Raw genomic sequence first — 5,152 nt, forward strand, 5'->3', positions numbered from 1 at the left:
CGCGGCGATGCCGCGCGAGATACGGGCGTTGTAGACCGTCAGGCGCGACAGGCCGAGCAGCCCGGCAATCACGGCATCGGAATCCGTGCCGAGCAAGGCGACCGCCTCATCCGTCCAGGCAAAGCGCCGCCCCTTCGCCCCCGTTGCAGCGCCAACGGATGCAACGCCCAGTTCCTGGCGCTTGGCGATCACGCTGGCCTTGCTGATACCCCATTCACGGGCAAGCTCGGCGTCCAGCTCGCGCCCCAGCCTGGCCAGCATGGCGCCGCTCCACCGCACATGGCCGAACGCCGGCACGCCCAGCTCCTTGCGCTTGAGGCTGACGGTCTTGGCCGTCGTGCCCCAGCGCACGGCAAGCGCCGCGTCCTTGTCCGTACCCAGTTGCGCGAGCATGGAATCCGTCCATGCGATACCCGGCCGTCCCATGGCTGCCGCTCGGTGCGCCGCCTGCGCGCTCAGTCGACCAGGCCAGCGTACACGTGCTGGGTGTCGTCGTCGTTTTCGAGACCGGCGAGGAACGCCTGGACTTCCTCCATCGCCTCGGCGCTCAATGAGGCCGCGCTGATGGGGTTCTTCGCCTTGTAGCCGAGCTTGGCCGACAGCACCTTCACGCCCTGCGCCGGCAGGGCCTTGCTCACCACGTCGAGGTCGGAGGCGTCCGTGATGAACAGCGTGACGCCTTCCTCATCGCCAGCCTCGAAATCCTGGGCGCCTGCTTCGATGGCCGCCATTTCCATGTCGGCGTCCGCGCTCGCGGGCTCGCCTTCGATCATGCCGACGTGGTCGAAGTCCCAGGCCACCGCGCTCATCTGGCCCTTGCGGAACAGCACGCGCATGTTGGGCGCCGTGCGGTTGGGGTTGTCCGTCAGGCACTCCACCATCACGGGCACGCGGTGCGGCGCATAGCCTTCATAGACCACGCGCTCGTAATTGACCGCATCGGCTCCCGCACCGGAGCCCTTCTTGATCGCGCGCTCCAGCGTGTCCTTGGGCATCGACGCCTTGCGGGCCGCTTCCACGGCCATGCGCAACGCGGCATTGCTCGCGGGGTCGCCTCCGGCACGCGCCGCGACGGTGATTTCCTTGACGAGTTTGCCGAACAGTTTTCCCTTGGCGTCGGCAACCAGTGCCTTGCCTTTAGCTTTCCATTGCGCGCCCATGGCTGCGATCCTTGGTGTTGAAACAAACCGTTGATTTTCGCGCAGTTTGAAGCCCGGGAGCACGGTATTGCCTATCGGAGCGGATTTTGCGCATGCGCCGGCGCAAATCCAGGCAGTGGCCGCCCGTCAGTCAGCCGCTGTCCTGAGTGCCTCGGTGTGCTGGCCCAGCACCGGCGCGGCGAACGGCTCGGGCCCCGGCGTGCGGCCGAACTCCAGCGCGCGCGTGAAGCCGCGGTAGCTGCCCAGCGTGGGGTGCGCGAACTCCGCGATCATCTCCTCGGCCTGCACCTGGGGATGGTCGAACATGTCCTCGACATGGCGCGCAGCCGCGCAGGGCACCTCCTCGCCGAAGATGGCCTCCCACTCCAGCGCGGTGTGCTCGGACAGCGCGCCGCGCAGCCTGGGAATCAGCTCGTCCCTGTGCTGCGCGCGCTTGCGCACCGAGTCGTAGCGCTCGTTCGCGGCCACGTCGTGCAGTCCGGTCTTGCGGCACAGCGCGGCCCAGAAGTGCTGCGTGTTGGCCGACAGATAGATATGGCCCTGCCTGGTGGGATGCAGGCCTGTGATGCCGCCCGAACGCATGTCGCGCCCCACGTCGCGCGGCTCGCCATCGGCCCAGACCAGGCGCGCCGACTGCATGGTCAGCGCCGCGCGCAGCAGCGACACGCCCACATGCTGGCCCAGGCCGCTCCTCTCGCGCTCATACAGCGCGGAAGATACGCCCGCCGCCACCAGCGCCGACGCGTAATAGTCCACCACCGAGCCGTACAGGATTTCCGGCGGACCACCCGCCTTGCCCTGCATGGCGCACATGCCGGTCATGGTCTGCAGGACCTGGTCGTAGCCCGCCTTGGCCCTGAGCGGCCCCTTGTCGCCATAGCCGGTCACGCTGCAATAGACCAGGCGCGGATTGATCGCCGACAGTTGCTCGAAGCCGATCCCCAGCCGCTGCGGAACGCCGGGGCGGAAGTTGTGCACCAGCACGTCGGCCTCTCGCACCAGCCTCATGAGCGCGGCGTGATCGGATTCCTGCTTCAAATCGAGCACCATTCCCCACTTGCTGCGGTTCACGCCGATGAAGGCGCGGCTCTCCGCCTCCAGCGTCGAGGGGTACTTGCGCAGATTGTCTCCCGCCGGCGGCTCGATCTTGATGACCTCGGCCCCCTGGTCGGCCAGCAGCGAGCAGCCATAAGGCCCCGCGATATAGGCGCTCAGGTCAAGCACGCGCACGCCGCTGAGCGGCCCGGCCGGACCTTTGCGTTCAAAGGTGGCAAAGCTCATTGCATTCACTCCAAAACAAAACAACAGCGATCAACGCACACGCGCGACCCCATCTCAATCCGCCACGATATTGCGTTGCCTGGCCAGCTTCTTCCAGCGCTCCACGTCGGACTTCACCACGTCGCCGAACTGAGCGGGGGTGATGGGCGTGACGATCGCTCCCTCGCGCAGGAACTGCTCCTTGAGTTGCGGCTTGGCGAGAGCCTGGTTGACGGCCTTGTTCAGGATGCCGATGACGTCGGCGGGCGTTCCGGCGGGCGCGAGCATGCCCCACCACAGGTCGAATTCGTAGCCCGGCACGGCCGTCGCCATGGGTGTGAGATCCGGTGCGATGGGGCTGGCCTCCAGGCTGGTGATGCCCACCGCCTTGAGCTTGCCGCTGCGGATCATCGGCAGGATCGAGGGGCCGCTGGAGATCAGCATCTGCACCTGGTTGCCGATCACGTCGGTCACCGCCGGCCCCTGACCCTTGTAGGGCACGTGCGTGATCTCGAAGTTGGGCACCATGGAGCGCAGGTACTCCGTCGCCATGTGGTTCACGCTGCCCGTGCCGGAGGTCGCGTAGTTGAACTTGCCCGGATGGTCCTTGATCGCCTTGATCAGCTCCGCGGGCGTGCTGGCGGGAAAATCGTTGTTCACGGCGACCACCATCGGCCCCTTGGCCAGCATCGCCACGGGCGCGAGATTCTTGACCGGATCGAACGGCATCTTCGGCTGCACGCCCGCATTGGTCGTCATGCTGGAGGAGACGGCCACCAGCGTATAGCCGTCCGGCGCGGCCTTGGCGACCGTCGCCGTGCCCGTATTGCCGCTGGCGCCGGGACGGTTGTCCACGATCACCGGCTGCTTGAGGATGTCGCCGATTTCCTTGGCCACCTGGCGCGCGAACACGTCATTGGAGCCACCCGGAGGATACGGCACGATCAGCGTGATCGGCTTGCCCGGATAGGCCGCGCCATCGGCGGCCAGGGCGGGCGCGGCGCCCAGCGCCTGCACAGCCCATGCCAGGGCCGCGCAGGTGATGCTCCTGCGGATGAACGAAGGGGTTGGGGTCATGCTCTGGTCTCCTGAAAATGATTGGAATGGGTGGTTGGATATCCGAAGGCCGCCGAGCCATCGCGGCCAATGCGGGCGGCTCAGGCCAGACCCAGCGCCCGCGCGCTCTCGACGATGGCCTGGGCGCGCAGCACGAACGGCCGGTCGATCATCCTGCCGTCCACGACGTATGCGCCGACCGCGTTCCGATCGGCCCCGCGCGCTGCCTCGACGACCTTGAGCGCATCGTCGATCTCCTGCCGCGAAGGCTGGAAGACCTCGTTCGCAACGGTGATCTGGCTGGGATGGATGCAGGTCTTTCCCAGAAACCCCATGCGGCGCGACAGCTCGCACTCCGCGCGGAAGCCATCCATGTCCCGGATGTTGGCGAACGCGCCGTCATAGGCCCACACGCCGGCTTCGGCCGCCGCCATGCGCACCGCGAACATCGCCTGCGCGATCGCGCCGGTTTCGCGGCGGTGGATGCCATAGGGCTCGAACAGGTCGCCCAGGCCCAGTTGCAGTCCCTTCACGCTGGGATGCGCCGCCGCCAGCGCCGCGCCAATGCGCAGCGATTTCGGTGTCTCCATGTTGAGCAGCAGGCCCGGCACGCGATGCACTCCGTTGGCGCGCGCGGCGTCGGCGATCGCGTTCGCCGCGCGCGCCACGTGCGCGGCGCTTTCGGGCTTGGGCAGATTGACGAGGTGAACGCCGTCACGCACCACCTGCTCCACGTCCTGCGCGAAATGCGGCGTATCCATGGCGTTCACGCGCACGATGATGGTCTTGGCGTGCGCACCGGCGGCTGCGCCGCTCAGCAGAAAGTCCCGCAGCAGCGCACGCGCCTCGTCCTTGCGCGATTCGGCGACGGCGTCTTCCAGATCGAAGGACAGGCTGTCCGCGGCGCTGGCCAGCGCCTTGGCGAACAACTCGGGGCGCGAGCCCGGAACAAACAATTTGCTTCTCATGAGCGCATTGTGGATGCGCACCCCACGCTGAAAAACACAGCTACCATTCGTTCAGACAAAAGGAAAAATATCTTTCCAACCTCACGCCTGGAGTCACCCCGCAATGGAAACCAGCTATCTCCAAAGCTTCATGCTGGTCGTGGAAACAGGATCCATGGCCGAGGCCGCGCGCCGCCTGCACGTCACGGCGGCGGCCGTCGCGCAGCAAATGCGGATTCTTGAAAAAGAGTTCAATACACCCCTGCTGGCGCGCGCCGGACGCACCGTCGTGCCGACGCCAGCCGGCCACCGGCTGGCGCAAAGCGCCCCGGCGCTCCTGCGCGAACTCGCCCACGCCCGCACGCTGGTGACCGACGATGGCGGCGGCGGGGAACTGGTCATCGGCACCATCAACACCGCCCTGCACAGCCTGCTGCCGGACATCCTCGCGGACTTCGTGAAGCAATGCCCGGACGTGAAGGTGTTCCTGCAGTCGGCCACCACGCACCAGCTCTACGAAGCCGTGCGGCAAGGCGAACTCGATGCCGCCGTCTGCCTCTATCCCGCATTCCCCCTGGCCAAGACATTCGACTGGACGCAGCTGCGCGAGGAGCCGCTCATCCTGCTCGCGCCCAGGCACCTCGCCCATGTCGATCCGCACGAACTGCTGCGCAGCCAGCCGCTGATCCGCTACGACCGGCATCTGGGCGGTGGCCAGATGGTCGATCG

The 5,152-nt window shown here is 66.9% G+C and carries 6 protein-coding genes; 1 reads left to right on the plus strand and 5 read right to left on the minus strand.

Going from position 1 to position 5,152, the window contains the following annotated elements:
• The 5 genes from ABWP92_RS16400 to ABWP92_RS16420 all read right to left on the minus strand — a co-directional run.
• The coding region (locus ABWP92_RS16400) for a hypothetical protein (RefSeq protein WP_353236477.1) at positions 1 to 393 on the minus strand (393 nt) is incomplete at its 3' end.
• Positions 394 to 455: 62 nt separating this feature from the next.
• Positions 456 to 1,160, minus strand: a complete 705-nt coding sequence (locus tag ABWP92_RS16405) for a YebC/PmpR family DNA-binding transcriptional regulator (RefSeq protein ID WP_353236478.1) — start codon at positions 1,158 to 1,160, stop codon at positions 456 to 458.
• Between the two features lie 126 nt (positions 1,161 to 1,286).
• Positions 1,287 to 2,441 carry a CoA transferase gene (locus tag ABWP92_RS16410; protein ID WP_353236479.1) on the minus strand — a complete coding sequence of 385 codons (1,155 nt, stop codon included), beginning with the start codon at positions 2,439 to 2,441 and terminating at the stop codon, positions 1,287 to 1,289.
• 54 nt (positions 2,442 to 2,495) lie between these two features.
• Positions 2,496 to 3,497 carry a tripartite tricarboxylate transporter substrate binding protein gene (locus ABWP92_RS16415; RefSeq protein WP_353236480.1) on the minus strand — a complete coding sequence of 334 codons (1,002 nt, stop codon included), beginning with the start codon at positions 3,495 to 3,497 and terminating at the stop codon, positions 2,496 to 2,498.
• 80 nt (positions 3,498 to 3,577) lie between these two features.
• Positions 3,578 to 4,444 (minus strand): HpcH/HpaI aldolase/citrate lyase family protein, encoded by an 867-nt coding sequence (locus ABWP92_RS16420; protein WP_353236481.1) that lies wholly within the window; start codon positions 4,442 to 4,444, stop codon positions 3,578 to 3,580.
• Positions 4,445 to 4,547: 103 nt separating this feature from the next.
• Here ABWP92_RS16420 and ABWP92_RS16425 point away from each other — a divergent pair.
• Positions 4,548 to 5,152, plus strand: a 605-nt coding sequence (locus ABWP92_RS16425; protein ID WP_353236482.1) for a LysR substrate-binding domain-containing protein, incomplete at its 3' end; no start/stop codon positions are given.

Origin of the sequence: Diaphorobacter ruginosibacter, from assembly GCF_040396215.1 — a bacterium.
Classification (GTDB): Bacteria; Pseudomonadota; Gammaproteobacteria; order Burkholderiales; family Burkholderiaceae_C; genus Diaphorobacter_A; species Diaphorobacter_A ruginosibacter_A.

Coding starts and splice junctions, on each gene's coding strand:
- ABWP92_RS16405 (WP_353236478.1), bottom strand. CDS start 1,160: ATGGGCGCGCAATGGAAAGCTAAAGGCAAGGCACTGGTTGCCGACGCC.
- ABWP92_RS16410 (WP_353236479.1), bottom strand. CDS start 2,441: ATGAGCTTTGCCACCTTTGAACGCAAAGGTCCGGCCGGGCCGCTCAGC.
- ABWP92_RS16415 (WP_353236480.1), bottom strand. CDS start 3,497: ATGACCCCAACCCCTTCGTTCATCCGCAGGAGCATCACCTGCGCGGCC.
- ABWP92_RS16420 (WP_353236481.1), bottom strand. CDS start 4,444: ATGAGAAGCAAATTGTTTGTTCCGGGCTCGCGCCCCGAGTTGTTCGCC.